Raw genomic sequence first — 24,129 nt, 5'->3', positions numbered from 1 at the left:
AGCCGTTACGGCCGTGAGTGCACCCTTCTGTCACCAGCCCCGGATCCGGCGGCCGTGGTCCGTGTCCGGGCCGAGGATCGCGTCGGCCACCCGGCCGCCGGAGTCCTTGGCACCGCCGCCGAAGTTGAGAGTGCCGGAGGCGTTGGCGCTGGCGGCGACTCCGTCCCAGTAGCGGGCCTCGCGCTCGAAGCGCACCGGTTCGAGAAGGCGTACGAGCTCGTCCGGGCTCAGCCGCGTGCCGGTCGCCGCCCAGCTCGTCGCCTGGTGGGCGGCGATACCGATGCCGGCGAGGATAGCCGGAGCGCTGACCGCGTCACGCGCCGCGAAGTGGGGAAAAAGTTCGGCGATCAGCTGCGACAGCAACGGCACGATTTCCTGCTCGGCCTGCACGGTGTCCACGCCGTCCGGGAGATCGGCGTCGTGCACCGTGGACGAGGACAGGTTCAGCCCCGCGCGTCCGTGCAGCGTGGTGACGACCAAGACTCGCAGCGCGGAGAGCGTGACGACCTCGGGGTCGGCCTTGGTGAGCTGTCGCTTGCGGTTCTGTACGAGCTTGGTGAGCGGCACGACCTTGCCGTCGTGCTCGATCTTGACGGTCTCAGCGATGCGGTGTGCGATCTGGGTGCCGATGTCGCGCTGGTCCATGGACATGGCGAGGTTTTTGGCGACGGGTACGCCTTCGACGTTGCGGTCGTAGAAGATCTGCCGGGCGTCCTGGACGCTGAGTCCGAAGTAGAGCTCGAAGGGCACCCGGACCCGGCTCAGCTGCTCGAAGGTCACGCCGAACCGCTCCGGGTCGTCGTACAGCTCATGCCAGGCTGTGACCTGCGTCTCCCCGTCGATGGCCACCACGGGAGAGCCCGGAAGCACGGTGATCCGGCAGATCCCGCTGCCCGGGACGAGTTCGTCGCCGACCGCGCCGGGTCGGCCGTCCAGCCAGAGCGTGACGGGCGGCGTGGACCATGCGGCGCCGTGCCCGCCGCTGATGCCCGTGGCGATATAGGAGGCGTACGCGGCTACGTTCCGCCCCTTCTGCGTCGACTTCAGCATGCGCTGCACCAGTGCGCGCACCTCGGCGTGGCGGCGCAGCGAACCGGATGCGTACTTGAGGGCGCGCTTGTCCTCCTCGGCCTTGGGTGAGGGCACGAGCTGGAGCAGCGTGGGCAGCCCGATGGTGCCGATGACGGCGTCCGGGCGGAAGGCGGTCACGGTGAGCTGGATGCCCTCGACGGTGGCGGTGGGCATGGTGATGGTCATGGTTCCCCCCAAGGGTGAAGTCAGGCGCTTCCAGTGAAGACAACCCGAGTAGAGCAGCCGAGTGAAAGCACTGTCAAATAATTCATAGAGGCTGGATGGATGTGTAATCTGTAGTCCGCCGCTCAATTCGAACAGCGAGGAACCCTTGTCATGCCGAAGCAGCCCGAGCCATCTGCTGCTCCTGAGGCGTCCGCCCAGGTCACCGCGGCGGAGATCTCTCGCCTAGCCGGGGTTACGCGCGCCACGGTCAGCAACTGGCGTCGGCGGCACGCGGACTTTCCGTCCCCCGCGGGCGGGACGGACAGCAGCCCGCTGTACGACCTCGCAGAGGTGCGCAGGTGGCTGGCGGAGCGTGGGCACGGCGAGAAGGTCCCGCCTCTCGAAGAGCTGCGCACTCTGCTGCGGCTGAGTGCGCATGGCCGCTCGGCGGCAGCCCGTCTGCTCCCGTTCGTGCTCGCCGAACGTCAGCGCCCTGATCTCTTCAACGCCGCTGATGCCCTCTCGGACGGTGACGTGGCGACCCGAGCCCAAGCGCTCGTCCGTGAGCTGCCCGCGCCGCCGGAGTCCCGCTTCGGTGATGTGACCTACGACGCGTCGGATGCCCACCTGCTGCGGGCGGTGCTCCGCTGCGTTGACGCGGGGCAGTCGCAGGGCGTAGTGGATGTGCTGGCAGAGCGCGAGCTGGAGGACGAGGCGGTCAGCGGCGCGTACGCCACACCGAGGCCGCTGGCCGAGCTGATGGCCCGGCTGCTGGGCGCCGCCACACCTCGATCTCCGTACCCGCAAAGGATCTTCGATCCGGCCTGCGGCAGTGGTGCCCTGCTGGCCGCCGCTGCCCGACAGGGGGCGCGGCGCTTGTACGGGCAGGATGTCGTGCCCGTACAAGCCCGGCGGTGTCTGATCCGCCTGGGCCTCGACGCTCCGGAGTCCGCGGCCGACATCCGGGCGGACGACTCCTTGCGCACTGACGCCTTCGCCGGCCTGACCGCGGACGGCGTGCTGTCCAACCCGCCCTATGGCGACCGCGACTGGGGCCACGACGAGCTTGCCTACGACCCGCGCTGGGCCTACGGGGTCCCGCCCCGCGGCGACTCGGAGCTGGCGTGGGTCCAGCACGCGCTGGCCCACGTCACGCCCGGGTCCTTCACTGTCCTGCTCCTGCCGCCCGCCGTTGCCACCCGCTCTCTGAGCCGCCGCATCCGCGCCGAGCTGATCAGGGCGGGCGCGCTGCGTGCCGTCGTCTCCCTGCCGGCCGGTACCGCCCCACCGCTCCACATCGGACTGCATGTGTGGATCCTCCAGCGCCCTGCACTGGCCGCACCGGAACACCAGTCGGTCCTGTGCGTGGAGGGGGCGGCCCTGGCCGGCTCCGAGCCCTCGCCCGGACCGCGTGCCGCGCGGACACCTCTGGGTGGCCGGACGGCAGGACGTGACGGCACGGCCGGCGTGTCGTGGGATGCGCTGAGCGAGGGCGTGCTGCGCTACTGGACCTCGTATGTCACCGACCCGTCCGGCTTCGAAGACGTGCCCGGCCAGGCGCGCGCAGTCCCGGTCGTGGACCTCCTCGACGACCTGGTCGACGTCACCCCGGCCCGCAACATCCGTACGACAGCGGCGACGGCGGACCCGGCCGCGATCGCCGAGCAGGCCGTGAAACTTCGCAACGAACTGTCCGAAGCCGCTCGTGCTTTGGCAACGGCAGCGGAACAGGGCGAGTGGCCCGCGGCGGGTGCTCAGGCCCGGCAGTGGCGTACGGCGACTCTCGCCGACCTCACGCGTGGCGGGGCTCTCACTCTGCACCGGGCCGGGCCGCCCTCGCTTCGGGAGCGGGACACCCCGCCCCCGGCCGAGTTCGCAGACCGCCCCGTGCTCAGCGGGCGTGATCTGGCCACCGGTCAACGTGCCCTGAGTGACCCGGAGACGCCTGCCCCGCACACCACGACGATCGTCGCCGAGGGCGATGTGCTGCTGGCCGAGATCCGCAGCCACAGCGGTATGAAAGCCCGCGTCGCCGACGCGCAGGACAGCGGTGCCGTCATCGGCCGTGGAGTCCGCCTGATCCGACCCGATCCGACGCGCCTTGATCCCTGGTTCCTGGCCGGGTTTCTGGCAGCCGAGGACAATATCAACAGCGCGTCGGTCGGTACCAGTGCACTGCACATCGACCCGTCACGGCTCCGCGTCCCGCTCCTGCCCCTGGAAGAACAGCGTCGATACGGTGAAGCCTTCCGCCACCTGTACACCTTGCGGCAGGTCGCGCGCAGGGCGACCGAACTCGCCTCATTGACGCCAAAAGCGCTCGCGGACGGCCTCACCAGCGGGACACTGTTGCCGCCGTCGCACGATAGCCATTGAGCCTCTCCATCACACCGGATCACATCCGCCCCGCCTGTCCCGCCCAGGGAACCGGCCCGAAGGGAAACCGTTGAACAGCAGCAAGCACACGGAACTGGCGAACCACGCCTGGTCCGTCGCCGACCTCCTGCGTGGCGACTACAAGCAGTCCGACTACGGCAAGGTGATCCTGCCGTTCACGGTGCTGCGCCGCCTCGAATGCGTCCTCGAACCGACGCGCGAGAAGTTCGCCGAGGAGTACGCCAAGTACGCGGACGACGAGGTGAAGCCGGAGCGGCTGCTGCGCCGCGCATCCGGCCACGCGTTCTACAACACCAGCCCCCTGACGCTGAAGAAGATCGCGAACGACGCGAACACGGCGGCGGCCAACCTCCAGCTCTACGTCAACGCCTTCTCCGACAACGCGCGGGAGGTCCTGGAGAAGTACGAGTTCGGCCGCCAGATCAAGAAGCTCGACGAAGCGGGCCTGCTCTACGAGGTCATCGGGAAGTTCACCGACCTGGACCTGCACCCGCAGACGGTGCCCAACCACAACATGGGCTACATCTTCGAGGAGCTGATCCGCCGCTTCGCGGAGCAGTCCAACGAGACGGCGGGTGAGCACTTCACCCCGCGCGAGGTCATCAAGCTGATGGTCAACCTCCTCGTGGCCCCGGACGCCGACGCGCTCAGCGTGCCCGGCGTCGCGCGCAGCGTCATGGACCCGGCCTGTGGCACGGGCGGCATGCTCAGCGCGGCCGAGGAGCACATCACGGACCTCAACCCGGATGCGACGGTCGAGGTGTACGGGCAGGAGCTCAACCCCGAGTCCTGGGCGATCTGCCGTTCCGACATGCTCATCAAGGGCCAGAATCCGGAGAACATCGCCGCCGGCAACTCCTTCTCCGACGACGGCCACGCACGCAAGAAATTCGACTACCTCCTGGCCAACCCGCCGTTCGGCGTGGAGTGGAAGAAGGTCAAGGACGAGGTCGAGTACGAGCACAAGTCGATGGGTGACGCGGGCCGCTTCGGCGCGGGCCTGCCCCGCATCAACGACGGCTCGCTTCTCTTCCTCCAGCACATGCTCTCCAAGATGAAGCCGGTCGACGTGGACGGAGGCGGCGGCTCCCGCATCGCGATCGTCTTCAACGGCTCCCCGCTCTTCACTGGCGCGGCCGGCTCCGGGGAATCGGAGATCCGCCGCTGGATCCTGGAGAACGACTGGCTGGAGGCGATCGTCGCCCTGCCGGACCAGCTCTTCTACAACACGGGCATCTCCACGTACTTCTGGATCCTGACGAACAGAAAAGCCCCGGACCACAAGGGCAAGGTCGTGTTGTTGGACGCCCGCGACCAGTGGGTCAAGATGCGCAAGTCACTCGGCGACAAGCGCAAGGAACTGGGCGACGGAAAGAACGGCAAGCCCAACCACATCGCGGAGATCACTCGGCTGTACGCGGAGGCGGTCCAGGTCGCGGCCGACCAGGAGCACGAGCTGCACGGCAAGGTGAAGATCTTCGAAAACTCGGCCTTCGGCTATCAGCGCATCACCGTGGAGCGCCCGTTGAAGCTCCGCTTCGAGGTGACGGAGCAGACGCTGGCGGGGCTGGCGACGGCGAAGCCGGTGCTGAAGCTCTCGCAGCCGGAGAGGTTCGTGGAGGCGTTCCGCCCGCTGCTCGGCTCGACGTGGACGGCGAAGGCGGAGGCGTTCGTGGCGCTGAAGGACGCGGTGGTGGCGGCCGGACTGCTGTGGCCCGGGGGCGCGCCGTTCATGAAGGCGATGCGCGAGGTGGTCGGGGTTCGTGACCCGGAGGGCGAGGTCCAGATGGTCAAGGGCCAGCCGGAGGCGGACCCGGAACTGCGGGACTACGAGAACGTGCCGCTGGGGGAGGACGTGGAGGAGTACCTCAAGCGGGAGGTGCATCCGCATGTGCCGGACGCGTGGATCGACCACACGAAGACGAAGATCGGGTACGAGATTCCTTTCACTCGGCACTTCTACGTGTACGAGCCGCCGCGGCCGTTGGCGGAGATCGACGCGGAGCTTAAGGCGCTGGAGGCGGAAATTCAGGGTCTGCTGGGGGAGGTAGCCAAGTGACTAGTGCATTCAAGCTGGACCTCGGTGCGCTGAACTCTGCTCCCGCACACTGGTCGCGACGCCCGCTCTGGACGATCGTCCGGCGGCGTGATGTGACAGGGCGTCCCGATGCGGAACTGCTCTCGGTCTATCGCGACTACGGAGTCGTACCGAAGAGTAGTCGCGAAGACAACTTCAATAAGCCCAGCGAAGATCTTGGGGCGTACCGTTACGTGCGACCAGGCGACCTCGTGTTGAATAAGATGAAGACATGGCAAGGGTCGCTTGGTGTATCTCGGAATGAGGGGATCGTTAGCCCTGCATACTTTGTGTGTGAGATGTCGGAAGATGTAGATCCGAGATTTGCGCATCACTTGCTCCGTTCCCAGCCGTACATCCATCTTTATCGCGCAGTCTCCAAGGGGATCCGTCCTAATCAATGGGACTTGCCTTTTGAGGAGTTTCGCCAGCTGCCGATGTTGATGCCGGCCTTGGACGAACAGCGCCGCATCGCTGATTTCCTCGACGCCGAGACCGCCCGCATCGACTCGCTTCTCGGGGTGCAGGGTCGTCTTGCAGAATTGTTGAGGGAGCGCCGGGCGGCAGGAGTTGCCGCCGCGATCTCGGGTGCTCATCACGTAGATCGTCGTGCCAGCTCCTTGGCCTGGCTGGAGACGGTGCCGACCGCCTGGCAAGAGGTGCGTCTCGGGCTGCTGGCCGTGATGGGTAGTGGACACACGCCAAGTCGATCGCATCCCGAGTGGTGGGTAGACTGCAAGATCCCCTGGATCACCACTGGCGAAGTGAAACGAGTACGTGATGACCGTATCGAAGAAATTCACGAAACTCGTGAGCGGATCAGCGAGATGGGTCTCGCCAACTCTGCGGCAGAGTTGCATCCCAAGGGGACGGTATTCCTCTGTCGGACGGCGTCAGCTGGCTATTCCGGGGTGATGGGGGCTGATATGGCAACTAGCCAGGACTTTGTTACGTGGACCTGCGGTCGCCGTCTGAACCCCTTCTATCTATTGTGGTGTTTGCGGGTGATGCGGCCTGATCTCTTGGGGCGTCTGGCGATGGGGTCCACCCATAAAACGATCTATGTGCCAGATTTGCAGATGCTTCGAATTCCACTCCCAAGCATCGGCGAGCAGGGCGCGATTGTGTCCGAGATCCGGTGTCGGAACGCCAAGATCGATGTACTTACTGACAAGGTTCACCGCCAGCAGAGTTTGCTCGCTGAGCGCCGCCAGGCCCTGATCACCGCCGCCGTAACCGGCCAGTTCGACGTATCCACCGCCAGCGGGCGCAACGTAACGGACGGAGTCCAGTAGCAATGAGCGCCGTGCACAACGAAAAAGCTTTCGGCTCGGCCGTGGTCGCCGCCCTCCTCGACCGCGGCTGGCGCGAAGCCAACCCCGAGGACTACCGACCCGACCTCGGTCTCGACACCAACGAGCTCTTCACCTTCATCGGCCGCACCCAGCCCGACGAGTGGTACGAGCTCGCCAACGTCTACGGCGGTCAGGAAGAGGCCCAGCGTGGGTTCGCCCGCCGCCTCGATCAGGCCATTGCCGAGCACGGCGTCCTTCACGTCCTGCGCGAGGGCGTGAAGGACCGCGGCGTGAAACTGCGCGTCGCCTACTTCAAGCCGAACCTCGTCGCGGACCCCGCCATCCTCGCCCCCTACCGGGCCAACCGCCTCACCGTCGTCCGCGAGCTCCCATACGCCACCAAGCAGGCAGACTGGGGCCACCGCCTCGACCTGACCCTGTTCCTCAACGGGATCCCACTCGCCACTGCAGAGCTGAAGAACCCACTCACCGGGCAGGGCGTCGAGCACGCCAAGGAGCAGTACCGGACCGACCGCGACCCCACCGAGCTGATCTTCGCGAAGCGCGTCGTCGCGAACTTCGCCGTCGACCCGGACCTCGTCTTCGTCGCCACCCAGCTCAAGGGCAAGAACACCCGGTTCCTGCCCTTCAACACCGGCTCCGAGGGCCCGGGTCAGCCCGGCGGTGCCGGGAACCCCGTTCCCACCGCCTTCGGCACGTACTCCACCTCCTACCTGTGGGAGCAGGTCTGGGAGCGGGAGAGCTGGCTCGACCTCCTCGAGCGCTTCGTGCACCAGCAGAAGCCGAAGAAGGGCGCTGGCCGGACCACGATCTTCCCCCGCTTCCACCAGTGGGACGTCGTGAAGAAGCTGTCCGCGCACGCCTCCCATCACGGCTCCGGGCAGAACTACCTGATCATGGCGTCCGCCGGGTCCGGCAAGTCCAACACCATCGGCTGGCTCGCCCACCGCCTGTCCGATCTGCACGCCGACACCGACCCGCGCGCCCTCGACCAGGACGCCGTGACCGCAGGGCGCATCGCGCCCGGGGAGCCGGTCTTCGACAAGGTCGTCGTCATCACCGACCGCCGCAACCTGGACGCCCAGCTCCGCGAGACCGTGGGCAGTTTCTCGCGTACCGCGGGACTCGTCGTGAAGATCGACGAGAAGAACGGGGCGAAGGGCGAGCAGCTCGCCCGCGCGCTGTCCAGGGACACCGGGAAGATCGTCACCGTTACGCTGCACTCGTTTCCGGCGCTGCTCGACTACATCAAGCGCAGCCCGACCGAGATCGCGGGCAGCCGGTTCGCGATCGTCGTCGACGAGGCGCACTCCTCGCAGTCCGGTGACGCCGCCACCGCCGTCAAGGCAGCCCTGCGCGACCTCGGCCTGGACTCCGACTCCGAGGACGCCGGCGCCACCACGGCCCCCGTGACCCTCACCGAACAGCTCAAGGGCAAGGCCGCGGAGCGTTCCCAGGCCGCGAATCTCTCGTACTTCGCCTTCACCGCCACCCCCAAGGCCAAGACGCTGGAACTTTTCGGCACACTCGACACCGTGGCAGGTGAGACCAAGTACCGGCCCTTCCACACCTACTCGATGCGGCAGGCCATCGAGGAGGGCTTCATCCTCGACCCCCTGCGCAACTACGTCACGTATAACACGTACTGGAAGCTGGTGAACCAGAATCCGGACGAGAAGGAGGTCGACCCCTCCAAGGCCAACGGCCTACTCGCCCGGTTCGCGCTCACCCACGACTCGACCGTTGCCCAGCACGCCCAGGTGATCGTGGAGCACTTCGTCACGCACACCCGTGGCCGGCTCGGCGGGCGCGCCAAGGCGATGGTGGTCACCGCGTCGCGGCAGTCCGCCGTGCAGATGGCACGCGCCATCAAGAGCTACATCAAGGACCGGGACTACGACACCAAGCACCCGGACCTGGGCGTCCTGGTCGCCTTCTCCGGCTCGCTCACCGTCGACGGCGAGGAGACCACCGAGAGCAAGGAGAACGGCGGGCTCCCCGAGAGCGCGCTGCCCGAGGCGTTCGCGTACACGCGCGCCGACGACAAGGCTGTGAAGGCGGGCGGGCGGGGCAAGCCCGAGTACAAGATCCTTGTGGTGGCCGAGAAGTACCAGACCGGGTTCGACCAGCCGCTGCTGACGACGATGTACGTTAACAAGACCCTGACCGGTATCGCCGCTGTGCAGACACTTTCCCGGCTGAACCGGACCGCCGAGCGCAAGACGCAGGCCGACTTGGCCGTCCTGGACTTCGTGAACGAGGCCGAGGACATCCAGGGTGCCTTCCGCCCGTACTTCGAGGAGGCGACGACCCTCCCCTCCGATCCGAACCTGCTCTACACCGCGCAGGGACGCGTCATGTCCGCGCCGGTGCTCGCCGAGCAGGCGATGGACGATTTCGCCGCCGCGTACTTCGAGGCGAAGCAGAAGGCCGGCGGCTCCCAGGCCAAATGGGAGAAGCTGCACGCCGAGCTGTACCGGCTGCTGTCCCCGGCTGTCGAGGGGTTCACAGATCTCATGGAGAGCGAGGACGAGGAGGAGGTCGAGACCGCCGAGGACTTCCGCGCCAACCTCAACGACTACGTACGCAAGTACGGGTTCCTCGCGCAGATCGTGCCGTACCAGGACGCCGAGCTGGAGCGGCTGCACCTGTATGGCCGTCATCTGCTCAACCGGCTCCCGCGGCGCGCCGACGGTGGGGTCGACATAGGCGAGGTCGACCTCAGCCATATGCGGGTGGAGAAGACCGGTGAGTACGACGTGTCGCTCAGCCCCGAGGGACCGGCCGACCTGAAAGGGTTCGGTGAGGGGGCCGCTGGCGCCAAGGAAGCCGAGAAGTCGCTGCTGTCCGAACTGATCGAGAAGTTCAACGAGAAGTACGGCACCGAGTTCACCGACCAGGACGTACTGCGTCCCTTCGAAGAGGCCAAGGCCGATCCGAAGGTGCGGGCCGCAGCCGTGGCCAACAACGACGTGGAGAACTTCGGTCTGGTCTTCGACGACGTCTTCGAGGACAAGATGGCCGACCACATCGACACCATCGCCGGGCTCGGGCGCCGCTACTTCGGGGCGGACAGGGGCTTCAAGTCGAGCCTCGACCGCAGTGCGCGCAAGGCGGCTTGGAGGATGATCCGTCAGGAGGAAGGGATCGACGACGGGTTCTGACGTTGCTGGGGCGTGAACGCTCGCGGGTGGCGGTGCTGGGGGTCCTCCTGCGGTACCGCCACCTGATCGTGGCCGGCCCCGACCTGGACGAATGATCACCTCAGGCGACACACTGAGGACGAGCTTCGCGTAGCTCACACCATCGCTCGCCAACCGCCGTAGGAATCGAGGACACAGTGCCGTCCGAGCCTATCTCCGACCGCTATGAACTCCTGGAGGAGCTTGATCATGGCGGCATGGGCGACGTATGGCGTGGCTACGACACCGTCCTCGACCGCCCGGTGGCCGTGAAGCTGCTCAGGCAAGCATCCCTGGCTGCCGCCCCGCACTTGGCCGAGGAGTTCGCCAAGCGCTTTCAGCGCGAGGCCAGGATCACCGCGCGCATTCAGCACCCCGGCGTACCCCAGGTGTACGACGCGGTGCTCGATGCCTCTCTGGAGCGGCTGTTCCTAGTCATGGAACTCGTCGACGGCGTCTCACTGACCCGGTACGTCAACCCGGCTCGCCCGCTGCCGATCGGCTGGGCAGCAGCAGTGGCGGCGCAGGTCGCCACTGTACTCTCGCACGCACATCAAGTGCCGGTGATCCACCGTGACCTGAAGCCTTCCAACATCCTTGTGGCTCGCGACGGCACGGTGAAGGTCCTGGACTTCGGCATCGCCGCCATCCTCCGCACGGACGTCACGAAGCTGACCGCCACTGGGACCCCCATCGGCACGTACCAGTACATGGCTCCCGAGCAGGTGCGTGGCGGCACGATCACGCCGAGGGCCGACCTGTACGCGCTCGGCTGCGTCCTGCACGAACTGCTGAGCGGACGGCTGCTTTTCACCGCCGTCGATGAGTACGGCCTGATGTACCAGCATGTCAGTGAAGCCCCTGCCCCGCTCCGACAGTTGCGTCCGGACGTACCGGAGGCGCTGGAGGAACTGGTCCTGCGGTTGCTGAGCAAGGCGTCGGAGGAGCGGCCCGCCGACATGCAGGAAGTGTACGAAGGGCTGCTGCCGTTCCTGCCGCGGCCCGGCGAGGAGTCGGCGATCGGCGGGCCGGGCTCGATGATGGGGGTGCCCGATCCGACGGCGCTCTACCGCAGGCCCTACGCGCCCCGGGCCCGCGAACAAGTCCTCGCCGTTGCGAGGCCGGCGCCCGCGCAGCAGCCCATGCCGGTCCCGGCCCAACTGCGCGAGGACATCCAGGCGGCCTACGACCAGGCGGACCACCTCATTCAGGAAGACCGGTACGCACAGGCCGTCGACGTGCTCGGCGAGGTCATCGAACCGGCGGCCCGCGCTCTCGGCCCCGAGAGCAAGGCCGTTCTGGGCCTGCGCAGACGGCGTGCCGCCATCCGTTTGTTGGGCGGCGACTACCGCGCCGCGCGGCCTGAGTTCGACACCCTCGCCGACGCGTACGCGCGCATTGCAGGACCCACCAGCGAGCAGGCCCGTGCGTGTCGGGCCCAGGCCGCACGGTGCCGTGCCGAGCTCGGCCTGGTCACCGAGGCGCTGGCAGAGCTCAAGGAAGTACTGGGCGTCGTGCGTGCCGTCGACAGCGACGCGAGCGAGGAGGCGGTCGAGCTCCGGCACAACATCGGCATGCTGCTGCTGGCTCAGGGACGGACAGCGGCAGCCAAGGACGTGCTCGAGCCGCTGTACCACGACATTCTCGTGGTCGGCGGGCCCGACGACGAACTGGCTGTAGAGATCGCCGAAGCTCTTGCCGTCATTGGGCTCGGCCTTGATGACCCCGGGCCGGAAGCCTGATGTGGCGACTTCCGGCCTCGGAGGCAGCTTGTCCGGTCAGAGCCGGGGGTCGTGGTCGATCAGCTTGAGCAAGCTCAGGAGCTGCTTGGTCTCTGTCAGGGCCTCGGTCTTTGTCTCGGGGGCGTCCATGTCCCAGTGGGCCAGTTCATTGCGGTAGTTCTTCACCGCGGTGACGCGGCGGACGAGGTCGTCCTGCTCGTAGGGCCACCCCAGCTTGGCCCAGCACACGTCGTCTCTGAGAACCTCGGGATACTGACCGAGGGTGAGGTATTTGCCCTCGGCGCGGGTCTTGCGCACGCCCGATCCGGTGGGCAGCTCGTCGACGCTCAGGCGATCGGTCAGGCGGCGCAGCCGCCGTTCCGCCTCGCCGAGAAGGATGAAGGGCTCAACCCGGAGTTTGAGTTGGTCGGCCAGGTCGGACGCGGTGAGGATGCCGAGCACCAGGTTGTCGCCGTCGGTGACGATCAGGAAGCCGTGGCGCTGGACGTCGTCGATGCGTACGAAAAGCTCTTCCTGTTCCTGCGCGGTGTGCGGATGGGGATCCAGCGCGGCAGCGATCGTGTCGCCCCGGCGGCCCAGCTGGGCGCGGGCGATGCTTTCCCAGGTGACGACTCCGCGGAGCACGTTGTGCCGGTTCACCACCGGCAGCTGCGAAAAATCTCCCTGGACCATGCGTGTGATGGCGCGGCTGAGCGGCTCGTCGTAGCCGACCGTGACCACGTCGCGGGCAAAGGGAAGACTGCCGATGCGCCAGTGGCGACTCAGATCCTCGCTTGCGCCATATTCGGACATGTGGACGGTATCGGTCACCCGGCGGTCCTGATCCGGATCGTCGTTCAGAGGGGTCTCCTGGGCGGAGACGGTGACCAGCCCGTCGAGCTGAACCTCCGTGAAGTGCGGAGCGACACGCAAACGGCGAGTGGCCAGTTCCTGGTCGACGAGGTCGATGACATCGCCCGTGCGACGCTGCCAGCCCCACAGACCGATGAGGTCGCGGGCGGTCATCTGACGGGTGCCCTCCTCCTGGACATCCCGCTCCAGTGCTCCAAGGTCTGCGGGCGGTTCGATGGAGCCCTTGTAACCCGGGTCCACGCCGGTCTGGGCGAGTGTCTCGACGCGGTATGCCGCGTCACGGCGCCGAAGTTCGCTCACGGTCAGGAACGCGCCGATGCTGTCCCGGAGGTCACCACCGATCGCGGCACGCTCCACCTGGGTGCGTAGCCAGTCGACCTTGCGCCTGTGACGGAAGCCAGGGGCGGCCTCACTGCGGTACTCGTACCCGCCGGTCAGCCGCCCGATGGCGACGACGGCCAGATACTTGCGGGGCATCACGACCAGATCGCCGGTCTCCATTGTGATGAACCGCCACAACTGGTGCTTCCAGTTGTCCACGGTGCCGGGCGCCTCGTCAGGATAGGCCCGTGCGAGAAGGTCCCCCACGTCGGCGATCGACGCGCAGCCGCTGAGGTCACCCACCTCCTCCCAGCCGGCGATCACCACCCCTTCGTCAAGCGCCTGCTCCTCACGCTCTCCGAACTGGCCCCCACGGACCGTCCACGCTCTGACCATGGCCCCACCCTCGCGTTCCTCAACAGCCGCATCAGTATCGCGCGGCTCACCTGGAGTGGGTCCGAATCTACTTGTCGTTACTCCTCTGCGGGGCTCCGAACGCCGTCGGAGCGCTGGAGAACTAACCGGGTGCCCGTTGGACGCCTGCTCTGTCCGAAACCGAAGACCGTCAGGAGTGGCTCTGACCGGGCGTGACGCCGTTGGAAGGGCTCCGCAGCGAGGAAACGCCGTGGTAGTACAGGGGACCTATGTGGGATGTCTCCCTCAAAGATGGGGGTGCAAAACGGGATATAAGGCCCTTGGCAGGCGGCGAAAAAACCCTCCACGAGTGATCTTGCGGAGGGTTTAAAGGGGCCCCTGACCTGCGAAAACGGAGCGCCCCCGGCAGGACTCGAACCTGCGGCCAAGCGCTTAGAAGGCGCCTGCTCTATCCACTGAGCTACGGGGGCCGGTGTGTGCGGCGGTGTCGCGGACGGCTGAAGCCCCGGGCTCGGTGGTGCCGTGACCTTGCCGGGGACAAGGATAGGGCTCCGCTCACCTCGTCCCGGTTGCTTCACCTCCGTGCCACGATGTGGAGGTTTAGTGAAGCGGTCCTGATAATCGCAGGCGGGTACGAATCTTGCACCGTTTTTCACGCCTCAGGCGACGGGTGTTGTGTACTCGTTATGCCTGAGCCCCGTGCGCCACGCCTCGCGCGCCATGGCCTATACGCTTCAAAATCACACCAGAATTGGGCATTCTGCACGTGTGGCGACCTTGGACGTACGGCCCCGACTGCTCGACGCGCTGTCCGCACTGCGTGACCGTGTCGACGCCGCACGCTTCCCCCTTCCCCTTCCCGGCGCCGCCCGCGCCCGCCGGAACCGTGCCGAACTCCTGGCGCAACTCGATGACTACTTGGTGCCCCGCCTGTGCGCCCCCGAAGCGCCGCTGCTCGCGGTCGTGGGGGGATCGACGGGGGCCGGGAAGTCCACCCTCGTCAACTCCCTGGTGGGGCGGCGGGTCACTGAGGCGGGGGTCCTGCGGCCGACGACCCGTACGCCTGTACTGGTCTGCCACCCGGACGACCACCACTGGTTCGCGGGGCAGCGCGTGCTGCCCGAGCTGCGCCGCGTCTGGGTGCCCGCGCAGGACGTCTCCACCCTCTACGACCCCGACCCCGACGGCCGCCGCGGGGACGAGGACGACGCCGCCGAGCCCCCGTCCCTGCGCATCGAGACCGACCGCGCCATGCCGCCCGGCCTCGCCCTCGTCGACGCCCCCGACATCGACTCCCTCGTCGCCCGCAACCGCGAGCTCGCCGCCGAGCTGATCTGCGCGGCGGACATCTGGGTGCTCGTCACCACCGCGACCCGGTACGCCGATGCGGTGCCGTGGCACCTGATGCGGACGGCCAAGGAGTACGACGTCACCCTCGTCACCGTCCTGGACCGGGTGCCCCACCAGGTCGCCACCGAGGTCTCCAAGCACTACGGGGCGCTGCTGGCCGCCGCCGGCCTCGGGGACGTCCCGCGCTTCACCATCCCCGAGCTCCCGGAGTCCACGGGCGGCGGCACGGGCCTGCTGCCCGACACCGCCGTCGCGGGCCTGCGCGGCTGGCTGCACCAGCGGGCGCAGGACCCCGCGGCCCGCGCCGTGGCCTCCGCCCGCACCGTCGCCGGGCTGCTGGCCTCCCTGGGGTCGCGGCTGCCCGGGCTCGCCGGCGCCGCCGCCGTCCAGCACGCCGCCGCGGTCCGGCTCACCCAGCGCGTGGAGGACGCGTACGCGAAGGCCACGGAGCGCGTACGGGACGGGGTCGCGGGCGGGGAGGCCCTCGCGGGCGACGCCCTCACCCACTGGCGCGGCCACCCCGAGGACAGCACCTCCGACGAGCTGCTCGGCGCGCTCACGGCCGCCCTCGCGGCCCTCGTCGGCTGCGCCGTCGCCGCCGCCGACGAGGAGGTCGCCGCGGCCTGCGCGGGCGACCCCGCGGCGGACGCCGTCCTCGCCCCGCGCGACCCGGACGGCGCGGTCGGCCGGATCGGCGTCGCCGTACGCCGCTGGCGGCGCTGCCTGGAGGAGATCGCGGAGGAGGAGGTACGGGCCGCCGAGCGCGCGGCCGGCCTCGACGCCGACCGGGCGGCCGCCCTGCTCGCCGCCGCCCTGCTCGGCGGCGGACAGGCCCGCACGGCCGGGGAGAGTCTCGCCGAACTGCTCGGAGCCCAGGGCGCCCTGCGCCTGCGCGACCGCGGCGGCCACCTCCTCGCCGAGTGCCTCGACGGCGTGCTCGACGCCGAGCGCGATCGCCGGACCGCCCCGCTGGAAGCCCTGGACGTCACCCCCGACCACCAGGTCGAGCTCATCGCCGCGCTGTCCGTCCTACAGAAGGAGAGGTGACCACCGTGCGCCCCGCTGACCGATCCGCCGACCGATCTGCCGAACGCCCCGCCGAGGGAGCCGCTCCGTCCGCCGCTCCGCCCCCCGGCCCGGCCGCCGCCGCCCGTCCCCGCCCCGCCGGGATCTGGGACGACGGCCTCATCGCCCGCCGCGCCCGCCCCGGCCGCCCCCCGCGCGCCGGCGGCCCCGAAGCACGCACCGCGCCCCCGCCGCGCCCGGAGACGGCCCCGCGCCCCCCGTCCGCGGCCCCGCCGCACCCAGGGGCCGCCGTCCTCCGGCCGCGCCTGGACGCCCTGCGGGAGCTCGTCGGGCTGTCCCGGGCCCGGCTGGACCGGCGCACGCTCGCCGAGGCGGGGCGCGTCCTGGACGAGGCCGTCGCCCGCCAGCGGCACCCCCTCGACCTCACCGTCGTGGCCATCGCCGGGGCGTCGGGCAGTGGCAAGTCCACGCTCTTCAACGCGCTCGCCCGGGCCCAGCTCTCCGAGGCGGGCGTCCGCCGCCCCACCACCGCCGCCCCCGTGGCCTGCGTGTGGACGGAGGAGCCCGAGCGCGCGGACGGCGTCCTCGACCGGCTCGGCATCCCCGCCCGCTCCCGCCGGCAGCCGGTCCGCCCGTACGACCCGGCCCTCAACGGGCTCGTCCTGCTCGACCTGCCCGACCACGACTCGGCCAGCCCCGGCCACCGCGAGCAGGTGGACCGCCTCCTGGGGCTCGTCGACGCGGTGATCTGGGTGGTGGACCCGGAGAAGTACGCGGACGCCGTCCTGCACGAGCGCTACCTGCGGCCGCTCGCGGGGTACGCCGAGGTGTCGTTCATCGTCCTCAACCAGATCGACCGGCTGGGCCCGGACGCCGCCGACCAGGTCCTCGACGACCTGCGGCGGCTCCTGGACGACGACGGCATCGCGCTCGGCGAGCACGGCGAACCGGGGGCCGAGGTGCTGTCCCTGTCGGCCCTCACCGGCGACGGCGTCGGCGAACTGCGCGAGATCCTCGGCCGGTTCACGGCCTCGCGGGGCGCCGCGCTGCGCCGGCTGACGGCCGACGTCGACGGGGTCTCGGCGCGGCTGCGGGGCGCGTACGTGGCCGAGGGGCGGCCGGGGCTGACGGAGTCGGCCCGGCACGAGTTCGAGGACCGCCTGGCCGAGGCGGTGGGCGCCCAGGCGGCCGGGCTCGCGGCGGAACGCGCGTGGCTCCGGGACGCCGGACGGGCGTGCGGGATGCCGTGGATGCGGGCGCAGCGGTGGTACGTACGGGGGCGTGCGGGGCGGAAGGCGGCGGGTGAGGCGAGCGGTGTGGAAGCGGCTACGGGTGCGGCTGCGTATACGAGCGCGAGCACGAGCACGAGCACGAGCACGCGTACCAGTACGAGTGTGACGGCGGCCTCCGCAGAGGCGTGTGCGCTGCCTGCCGCCGGCGAGAGCGGCCCCGCTCCGAGCCGAGCCGTCTCCCGGCCGCTCGTGGAGCAGGCCGTACGGGCCCTGGCCTACGAGGCGTCCACGGGGCTTCCCGACCCCTGGTCGCTGGCCGTGCGCGAGGCGGCGCGGCGCGGGGCGGAGGGCCTCGCGGAGGCCCTGGACGCGGCGTCCGCCGCCGCAGCCGCCGCGATGGCCGCGGCGGGCCCGGGGCGCGCGGGGATGTGGCGTACGGGGGCGCGCCGGGCGAGCGCCTGGTGCACGAACGTGGGGCGTCAGGCGGGTTCTCCGGAGAGCGAAGGCCTGACCGGAAGCCACGACTCCGGGCGGGCCGGCGGCCGTACGGGAGGCCGGGCCGGCGGATGGATCATCGGCGGCCGGCGGGGGCGCGCGGGCGGGCCGGTCCGGCCGGTCCGGCCCGGCTGGTGGGCCGTGGCGGCCGCCGTGCAGTGGGTGCTGTCGGTGCTTCAGGTGCTGACCGCGGCCTGGCTGCTGGTCCTGCTGACCGGCGCTTGGGGCGGCGCATGGTGGATTCCGGCGCTGCTGCTGGCGGGCGCGGTCGCGAGCGGCCCGGCCCTGGCCTGGTGCTGCCGGGCGATGGCGCGGGGCCCGGCCCGCCGCTACGGGCTGGAGACGGAGCGGCGGCTGCGGAACGCCGCCGCGGGCTGCGGGCGGGAGCGGGTGCTGGAGCCGGTCGCCGCGGAACTGCTGCGGTATCAGGAGGTCCGCGCGCAGTACGTGATCGCGGCCGGGGAAGCCTGAGCGACCGGGGACCTGACCGTGTGGGTGACGGAGTTATCCACAAAAGCTCCCTCGTCCACAGCCCCCGGCGGGATGCCCCGAAGACCGGCAGCATGGCTCACGAGGAAGTTCACGAAGCAGTTCACGAAGGACTGCACGAAGCGCTGCACAAAGCAGTGCACAAAGCAGTGCACAAAGCAGTTCACGAAGCAGTTCACGAAGCCCGAACGGGGAAAGCGGGGGGATCCGTATGAACGAGACGCTGGTGACGGTCGTGGGAAACGTCGCGACGGAGCCGGACTACCGGGAGGCGGCGAACGGCTCGTCGTCCTCGCGGTTCCGCTTGGCGGCGTCGGTGCGCCGCTGGGACCGGTCCAAGGAGGAGTGGGCGGACGCGTACACGAGCTTCTACACGGTGTGGGCGTGGCGCGCGCTCGCGGCCAACGTGGTGGCGTCGCTGGGCGTGGGAGAACCGGTCGTGGTCCAGGGCAAGTTGCGCATCCGGGAAGAGGAGCGCGAGGGAAAGCGGTGGCTGTCGGCGGACATTGACGCGGTGTCGATCGGCCACGACCTGAGCCGGGGGACGTCGGTGTTCCGCAGGGTGACGCAGCCGAGGCCGCTGCCGGCGGAGCCGGTCCGGATGGCGGCGGCCGTGGAGGCCTCGGCGGAAGCAACTGCTCCAGCCATTCCGGATCGGGAGCCCGCGGCCGCCGGCGCCGAGGCACCGCCCTTCTGAAATAGCCGGTTTGTCCCGGCGATTTATCGATATTGCCAGGTCGGGCCGCGGCCCGCTGGTAACGATTCCGATTCGGATCGATTGAGCGGCCCCTCGGGTGGGGATGGCGCCGCGCCCGCTCTTTAAGATCACGTTCACAGCAACGTGCAACGGGGGGCCGCGGCGACGTGTCAACGGCTGCGAGCGACAGCGTGCAACGGGGGCTTCTGAGTCTTGAGTTCGGTGGCGAGGCGCGCCGACTTGTTCTGCGTTCGCCCGGAAGGAAGTCGATGATTTCTGTCAGGAGGCGGGGATCCGCCCGCCTTGCCGCAGCCTGCCTGGCAGCAGGACTCGCCGCGGTGGGCACGATAGCCGCGGCGGGCCCCGCCGCCGCGGAGGACGCGCCGCAGACCGCGGGAGGCGTCACCGCCACGCTCGGCCGCATCACGGCCGGCTCGGGCGTCGTGGTGCACGACCGGCACCGGACGGCCGAGATCCCGGCGGGTCTGTTCGAGATGAAGGTCGACGGCGGCGGTTCGCTGCAGACGTACTGCGTCGACATCCTCACCAACACCGTGGACGGCGCCCGCTACCGCGAGGTCGGCGCGGCCGAGTCGTCCCTGCACGCCAACAAGGACGCGGGGAAGATCCGCTGGATCCTCCAGCACTCCTACCCGCAGGTGAACGACCTCGCCGCGCTCGCCAAGGACGCGGGCGCGGGCCCGCTCGACGCGAACACCGCCGCCGCCGGCACCCAGGTCGCCATCTGGCGGTATTCGGACGCCGCCCAGGTCGACGCCAAGGACCCCGCGGCCGCCAAGCTCGCCGACTACCTCTACAAGGCCGCGAAGGACGTCGAGGAGCCCGAGGCGTCGCTGACCCTGAGCCCGCCGGCGCTCTCCGGCAAGCCGGGCCGCAAGCTCGGCCCGGTCACGGTGCGGACCACGGCGAGCAGCGTCACCCTCACTCCTTCAGGTGATGCCGTGGCCAGGGGCGTGAAGATCGTCGACAAGGACGGCAAGCCGGTCGCCGCCACCGGCAACGGCGGCGAGTTCTACGTGGACGTCCCGGCGGGCGCCCCCGACGGCTCCATGTCTCTGAAGGCCTCGGGCGCCGCCAAGGTCCCGGTCGGCCGGGTCTTCGCCGGCGATCACACCACCACCCAGACGCAGATCCTGGCCGGCTCCAGCGAGAGCACGGTCTCCGCGGGCGCCACCGCGCACTGGACGGCCAAGGGCGCGGCCCCGGCTCTGTCCGCCCGTAAGAACTGCGCCAAGGGCGGCGTCGACGTCACCGCCGACAACCAGGGCGACGCCCCCTTCACCTACGAGCTGGCCGGCCGGACGCACACGGTGGCCCCCGGCCGCTCCGAGACCACGCTGGTGAAGGTCGGCGAGGACCGGGCCTACCGGTTCACGATCACCGGGCCGGGCGGGCTGTCCCGGACCTTCCCCGGGATCATGGACTGCGCGACCTTGGCCGCCACCGCGGCCGCGCCCCCGGCCGGGGACGCCGCAGGAGCGGCCCCCGAGACCGGCGAGGGCTCCGGCGCCGCGGGCTCCGGCGACGGCCGGACCAAGGCCACCCTGGCCTCCCGCATGAGCCCGGCGACCACGGGCGGCGGCAGCGGCAAGGCGGCCGTCAGGGCCGACGGCGACCTGGCCGCGACCGGCGGCAGCAACACCACCCCCACGATCGCCGGGATAGCGATCGCCCTGATCGTCGCCGGCAGCGGCGCGGTGTATCTGCTGCGCCGGGAGCGGGCCTCCGCCGGGGAGTGAGCCCCCGGCGTGCGGGCCGCGGGGCGGGGGCGGACGCTCCCGCCCGGGGCGCCCGGAGGGCCGCAAGGCCCTCCGGTGGCCGCCCGCCCGGGCGGACTGTGAGCGGATCGCCCCCGTAACGGGTTTCCGCCCCGGGCGTCCGGTGCGGCAAGATGGGGTGTATCTGCCCTCACGCGGCGGAGCCGCACATTGGCCCTTCTCGACGATTGCCGGACGGTTTCTCTTGGCTGAGTACATCTACACCATGCGCAAGACGCGCAAGGCGCACGGCGACAAGGTCATCCTCGATGACGTGACGCTGAGCTTCCTGCCCGGTGCGAAGATCGGTGTGGTCGGCCCCAACGGTGCCGGTAAGTCCACCGTCCTCAAGATCATGGCCGGTCTGGAGCAGCCGTCCAACGGCGACGCGTTCCTGTCGCCGGGCTACAGCGTCGGCATCCTCATGCAGGAGCCGAAGCTGGACGAGTCCAAGACCGTCCTGGAGAACGTCGAGGACGGCGTCGGGGAGATCAAGGGCAAGCTCAACCGCTTCAACGAGATCGCCGAGCTCATGGCGACCGACTACTCGGACGCCCTGCTCGACGAGATGGGCAAGCTCCAGGAGGAGCTCGACCACGCCAACGCCTGGGACCTCGACGCCCAGCTGGAGCAGGCCATGGACGCCCTGGGCTGCCCCCCCGGCGACTGGCCCGTCGTCAACCTCTCCGGTGGTGAGAAGCGCCGCGTCGCGCTCTGCAAGCTGCTGCTGGAGGCCCCCGACCTGCTGCTCCTCGACGAGCCCACCAACCACCTCGACGCCGAGTCGGTGAACTGGCTGGAGCAGCACCTCGCCAAGTACGCGGGCACCGTCGTGGCGATCACCCACGACCGGTACTTCCTGGACAACGTGGCCGAGTGGATCCTGGAGCTCGACCGCGGCCGCGCCATCCCCTACGAGGGCAACTACTCCACCTACCTGGAGAACAAGGCCTCCCGTCTGAAGGTCGAGGGCCAGAAGGACGCGAAGCGCGCCAAGCGCCTCAAGGAAGAGCTGGAGTGGGTCCGCTCCAACGCCAAGGGCCGCCAGGCCAAGTCCAAGGCCCGCCTCGCCCGTTACGAGGAGATGGCGGCCGAGGCCGACAAGATGCGGAAGCTGGACTTCGAGGAGATCCAGATCCCGCCGGGCCCGCGCCTGGGCAACATCGTCGTCGAGGTCAGCAACCTCTCCAAGGCCTTCGGTGAGAAGGTCCTCATCGACGACCTGTCCTTCACCCTGCCGCGCAACGGCATCGTGGGCGTCATCGGCCCGAACGGCGCCGGCAAGACCACGCTGTTCAAGATGATCCAGGGCCTGGAGACCCCGGACTCCGGCGAGATCAAGGTCGGCGACACCGTCAAGATCTCCTACGTCGACCAGAGCCGCGCCAACATCGACCCCAAGAAGACGCTGTGGGCCGTCGTCTCCGACGAGCTGGACTACATCAACGTCGGCCAGGTCGAGATGCCCTCCCGCGCCTACGTCTCCGCGTTCGGCTTCAAGGGCCCGGACCAGCAGAAGCCGGCCGGCGTGCTCTCCGGTGGTGAGCGCAACCGCCTGAACCTGGCGCTGACCCTCAAGCAGGGCGGCAACCTGCTCCTCCTCGACGAGCCCACCAACGACCTCGACGTCGAGACCCTCTCCTCGCTGGAGAACGCCCTGCTCGACTTCCCGGGCGCCGCTGTGGTCGTCTCCCACGACCGCTGGTTCCTGGACCGGGTGGCCACGCACATCCTGGCGTACGAGGGCGACTCCAAGTGGTTCTGGTTCGAGGGCAACTTCGAGTCCTACGAGAAGAACAAGATCGAGCGCCTCGGCCCGGACGCGGCCCGTCCGCACCGCGCCACCTACAAGAAGCTCACCCGGGGCTGAGCATGGCGCGTCACCTCTACTCCTGCCCCCTGCGCTGGTCCGACATGGACGCCTTCGGCCATGTCAACAACGCGGTCTTCATCCGCTACCTCGAAGAGGCACGGATCGACTTCATGTTCCGGCTGGCGCCGGGGGAGGGGAGCACGTCGTTCCAGGGCGGGTCCGTCGTGGCCCGGCACGAGATCGACTACCTGCGCCCCCTGGTGCACCGGCATGCGCCGGTGACCGTGGAGACCTGGGTGACCAAGGTCGGCGCCGCGTCCCTGACCGTCGCCTACGAGGTCAAGGACGAGGAGCACGTGTACGTGCGGGCCAGCACCGTCGTCGTCCCGTTCGACTTCGAGGCCGGCCGGCCGCGCCGGATCACCGACGAGGAGCGCATGTTCCTGGCGGAGTTCCAGGACGACGCCGCGGAGGAGGCCGTCGCCGCATGACGGGGCTCCAGCCTCCGCCCGGGCACCGGCTGCGGTTCGCCGATGCCCGGGAGGCGGCCGACCTGGTCGCCTTCCTGGCCCGGCTGATCCACTACGACCGGGCGGCCGTCGTCCGGATCCAGGCCGGCGACGGCGTCCTCGGCGTCTTCGGGCGTCCGCCGTCCTTCGAGGTCCTTGCGGTGCGCACGGCCCGGCTGGCCCACGGCGGGGCGCTGGACGTCACCGTCTCGGCGGGTCAGCTCGCCGACGCCCTGGACACGGCGCCCGCCCTGCCCTCCGGCGAGCTGGAGATCACCGTCCCCGAAGCGGTCACCGGCCCGCCCTGGGCCGGTGTGCTGCCGCCCCGCGGCGGCTGGCAGCGCGTGCCGGGGCTGCCCGGCCAGGACGCCCTGCGGGGCGCGGTCGGGGCGGCGGTCGCGGAGTTCCGCGCGCGTGACGAGGAGCTGCCCGAGCACCGGCGCACGCGCGTCGAGCGCGACCGCATCGGCCGCGAGATCTGGTCCCGCACGCTCGGTGACACGGAGCTGCCGTTGCGTGCGGTGCATGCGGCGCAGTCGCTGGGGTTCTTGCGGCCCGTCCCGCGGGCGGCGGCCGCCGCCCCGGCGCGGGGCCGTGCGGGGACGGCGCTCGCGCCGGAAGAGCCCGTGGTGCTGTTCACAGCGCCCGGGTGGCTGCGCCTGAGCACGCCTTACGGGTCGGTGGCCATCCGGACCGGTGGGCTCACGGGACTGGCGGTCACGCCCGCCTGAGCGGGCCATGCCGGGGGCTTCGCCCCCGGCCCCATCGCGCTGGACGCGCTCGTCCTCAAACTCCCCCAGCTACCGCTGGGAGGTGCCCCCAGACGGGCTGATTTATGTGCTGGTGTTCACCATCGACGCCGCCGCGTACGTCAGGTAGTTCCACAGCTGCTGCTCCAGCTCCGGAGCGAGCCCGAGCTCGTCCACCGCGTCCCGCATGTGCCGCAGCCACGCGTCATGCGCGGCCCGGTCCACGGTGAAGGGCGCGTGGCGCATCCGCAGCCGCGGGTGGCCCCGGTTCTCGCTGTAGGTCCGCGGCCCGCCCCAGTACTGCATGAGGAAGAGCACCAGGCGCTCCTCGGCCGGGCCGAGGTCCTCCTCCGGATACATCGGCCGCAGCAGCGGATCGGCGGCCACGCCCTCGTAGAAGCGGCGGACCAGGCGCCGGAAAGTCTCCTCGCCGCCGACCTGCTCGTAGAAGGTCTGCTCCTGAAGGGTGCCGCGCGGAATCTCCATCACCCCT

The 24,129-nt window shown here is 69.7% G+C and carries 15 protein-coding genes and 1 tRNA gene; 12 read left to right on the top strand and 4 right to left on the bottom strand.

Annotated features, from left to right (window positions below):
• Nucleotides 1-30: 30 nt before the first annotated feature.
• Entirely contained in the window at nt 31-1,257 is a 1,227-nt protein-coding gene (locus tag PS271_RS08720; RefSeq protein WP_398381401.1) for a ParB N-terminal domain-containing protein, read from the bottom strand.
• Between the two features lie 150 nt (nt 1,258-1,407).
• On the opposite strand from PS271_RS08720, the gene PS271_RS08715 reads away from it, so the two are divergent.
• The 5 genes from PS271_RS08715 (at nt 1,408) to PS271_RS08695 (ending at nt 11,950) form a co-directional block, all read left to right on the top strand.
• A complete protein-coding gene (locus tag PS271_RS08715) occupies nt 1,408-3,612 on the top strand; it encodes an N-6 DNA methylase (RefSeq protein ID WP_398381400.1) in 2,205 nt (734 codons plus the stop codon).
• Nucleotides 3,613-3,682: 70 nt separating this feature from the next.
• A complete protein-coding gene (locus PS271_RS08710; RefSeq protein WP_398381399.1) occupies nt 3,683-5,692 on the top strand; it encodes a type I restriction-modification system subunit M in 2,010 nt (669 codons plus the stop codon).
• Nucleotides 5,689-7,005 (top strand): restriction endonuclease subunit S, encoded by a 1,317-nt coding sequence (locus PS271_RS08705; RefSeq protein ID WP_398381398.1) that lies wholly within the window; start codon nt 5,689-5,691, stop codon nt 7,003-7,005. The genes PS271_RS08710 and PS271_RS08705 overlap by 4 nt, the downstream gene beginning before the upstream one ends.
• Before the next feature lie 2 nt (nt 7,006-7,007).
• Nucleotides 7,008-10,190, top strand: coding sequence for a type I restriction endonuclease subunit R (locus tag PS271_RS08700; protein ID WP_398381397.1), 3,183 nt, complete (start codon nt 7,008-7,010; stop codon nt 10,188-10,190).
• A 176-nt stretch (nt 10,191-10,366) separates the two neighbouring features.
• Nucleotides 10,367-11,950 (top strand): serine/threonine-protein kinase, encoded by a 1,584-nt coding sequence (locus tag PS271_RS08695; protein ID WP_398381396.1) that lies wholly within the window; start codon nt 10,367-10,369, stop codon nt 11,948-11,950.
• Nucleotides 11,951-11,986: 36 nt separating this feature from the next.
• On the opposite strand, the gene PS271_RS08690 is transcribed toward PS271_RS08695, so the two are convergent.
• Together PS271_RS08690 and PS271_RS08685 are read right to left on the bottom strand one after the other, a co-directional pair.
• On the bottom strand, nt 11,987-13,519 hold the full coding sequence (locus tag PS271_RS08690) for a DUF8426 domain-containing protein (RefSeq protein ID WP_398381395.1): 1,533 nt from the start codon (nt 13,517-13,519) through the stop codon (nt 11,987-11,989).
• Between the two features lie 376 nt (nt 13,520-13,895).
• Nucleotides 13,896-13,968, bottom strand: a tRNA-Arg gene (locus PS271_RS08685).
• A 307-nt stretch (nt 13,969-14,275) separates the two neighbouring features.
• Here PS271_RS08685 and PS271_RS08680 point away from each other — a divergent pair.
• The 7 genes from PS271_RS08680 to PS271_RS08650 all read left to right on the top strand — a co-directional run bounded on the left by PS271_RS08680 (nt 14,276) and on the right by PS271_RS08650 (nt 23,618).
• The gene (locus PS271_RS08680) at nt 14,276-15,895 is read left to right on the top strand and encodes a dynamin family protein (protein WP_398386752.1); all 1,620 of its coding nucleotides are present in this window, start codon (nt 14,276-14,278) and stop codon (nt 15,893-15,895) included.
• Nucleotides 15,892-18,072: a GTPase gene (locus tag PS271_RS08675; RefSeq protein WP_398381394.1), complete on the top strand. Its 2,181-nt coding sequence runs from the start codon at nt 15,892-15,894 to the stop codon at nt 18,070-18,072. The genes PS271_RS08680 and PS271_RS08675 overlap by 4 nt, the downstream gene beginning before the upstream one ends.
• A gap of 229 nt (nt 18,073-18,301) precedes the next feature.
• The gene (locus tag PS271_RS08670) at nt 18,302-18,787 is read left to right on the top strand and encodes a single-stranded DNA-binding protein (RefSeq protein ID WP_398381393.1); all 486 of its coding nucleotides are present in this window, start codon (nt 18,302-18,304) and stop codon (nt 18,785-18,787) included.
• Nucleotides 18,788-19,125: 338 nt separating this feature from the next.
• Nucleotides 19,126-20,547, top strand: a complete 1,422-nt coding sequence (locus PS271_RS08665; protein ID WP_398381392.1) for a Cys-Gln thioester bond-forming surface protein — start codon at nt 19,126-19,128, stop codon at nt 20,545-20,547.
• 223 nt (nt 20,548-20,770) lie between these two features.
• Entirely contained in the window at nt 20,771-22,435 is a 1,665-nt protein-coding gene (gene ettA, locus PS271_RS08660; protein ID WP_398381391.1) for an energy-dependent translational throttle protein EttA, read from the top strand.
• 2 nt (nt 22,436-22,437) lie between these two features.
• Nucleotides 22,438-22,869 (top strand): acyl-CoA thioesterase, encoded by a 432-nt coding sequence (locus PS271_RS08655; protein ID WP_398381390.1) that lies wholly within the window; start codon nt 22,438-22,440, stop codon nt 22,867-22,869.
• Nucleotides 22,866-23,618, top strand: coding sequence for a DUF8010 domain-containing protein (locus PS271_RS08650; protein ID WP_398381389.1), 753 nt, complete (start codon nt 22,866-22,868; stop codon nt 23,616-23,618). The genes PS271_RS08655 and PS271_RS08650 overlap by 4 nt, the downstream gene beginning before the upstream one ends.
• A gap of 102 nt (nt 23,619-23,720) precedes the next feature.
• Here PS271_RS08650 and PS271_RS08645 read toward each other — a convergent pair whose 3' ends face one another.
• Nucleotides 23,721-24,125, bottom strand: coding sequence for a globin (locus PS271_RS08645; protein WP_398381388.1), 405 nt, complete (start codon nt 24,123-24,125; stop codon nt 23,721-23,723).
• Nucleotides 24,126-24,129 lie beyond the last annotated feature (4 nt).

This window comes from Streptomyces sp. SCA2-17 (genome assembly GCF_044336695.1).
This window is presented reverse-complemented; position numbering and strand designations above follow the sequence as displayed.

What these genes read in the sequence shown, in the direction of transcription:
- PS271_RS08700 (WP_398381397.1), top strand. Translation starts at nt 7,008, where the DNA reads ATGAGCGCCGTGCACAACGAAAAAGCTTTCGGCTCGGCCGTGGTCGCC.
- PS271_RS08690 (WP_398381395.1), bottom strand. Translation starts at nt 13,519, where the DNA reads ATGGTCAGAGCGTGGACGGTCCGTGGGGGCCAGTTCGGAGAGCGTGAG.
- PS271_RS08655 (WP_398381390.1), top strand. Translation starts at nt 22,438, where the DNA reads ATGGCGCGTCACCTCTACTCCTGCCCCCTGCGCTGGTCCGACATGGAC.
- PS271_RS08720 (WP_398381401.1), bottom strand. Translation starts at nt 1,257, where the DNA reads ATGACCATCACCATGCCCACCGCCACCGTCGAGGGCATCCAGCTCACC.
- PS271_RS08670 (WP_398381393.1), top strand. Translation starts at nt 18,302, where the DNA reads ATGAACGAGACGCTGGTGACGGTCGTGGGAAACGTCGCGACGGAGCCG.
- PS271_RS08715 (WP_398381400.1), top strand. Translation starts at nt 1,408, where the DNA reads ATGCCGAAGCAGCCCGAGCCATCTGCTGCTCCTGAGGCGTCCGCCCAG.
- PS271_RS08650 (WP_398381389.1), top strand. Translation starts at nt 22,866, where the DNA reads ATGACGGGGCTCCAGCCTCCGCCCGGGCACCGGCTGCGGTTCGCCGAT.